This is a genomic window from Vibrio sp. YT-19(2023), from assembly GCF_033337395.1.
In genome coordinates this window covers 1-523 of record NZ_JAWOQN010001119.1, presented here as the reverse complement: position 1 = coordinate 523, position 523 = coordinate 1, and the positions used below count along the sequence as shown (strand labels likewise).

The following is a 523-nucleotide window of genomic DNA, read 5'->3' as shown; positions in this document are numbered from 1 at the left end:
AGTGATCAATAGTAAAAATTTGTTTCATGCTGATATACTGGCAGAAATCTCAAGAAATCATCGCTCTCAAGGATTATATCGGTCTATCGCGCATTATCGTAAAACACCTCGCCGTCCTTCACATGTTGCTGACAACTCACAGTGTCACTCAGGCGGCCGAGCGACTTTGTGTGACGCCTTCTAGTGTCAGTAAAACGCTAAGCCAGTTACGTGAAACGCTCAAAGATGATCTTTTCTATCGTGATGGTACGCGTTTGGTGCCCACACCATTTGCGTTGAATATTGGCCCGTCCATTCACGGTATTCTGTCTAGTATGAACGGCCTATTGCACCAAGGTTCATTCAACCCAGCTTATTATCAAGGTACGTTTTCTTTGTCGATGAGAGGCAGTTCTTTTGAGCTGTTTGCTCCCGTGTTAACGCGCATTTCTCAACAGTTGGGGAACAATGCTCACTTAAGCGTCCATGCAAAAGAAGAGATGAGTTTTGATTCACTAGTGAGAGGACAAGTCGCCTTTTTGCT

General features: G+C 44.6%; 1 protein-coding gene. It reads left to right on the top strand.

Annotated elements, in window-relative coordinates; genetic code table 11:
* Nucleotides 1-26: 26 nt before the first annotated feature.
* Nucleotides 27-523, top strand: a 497-nt coding sequence (locus R7E78_RS30365; RefSeq protein ID WP_318059178.1) for a LysR family transcriptional regulator, incomplete at its 3' end; no start/stop codon positions are given.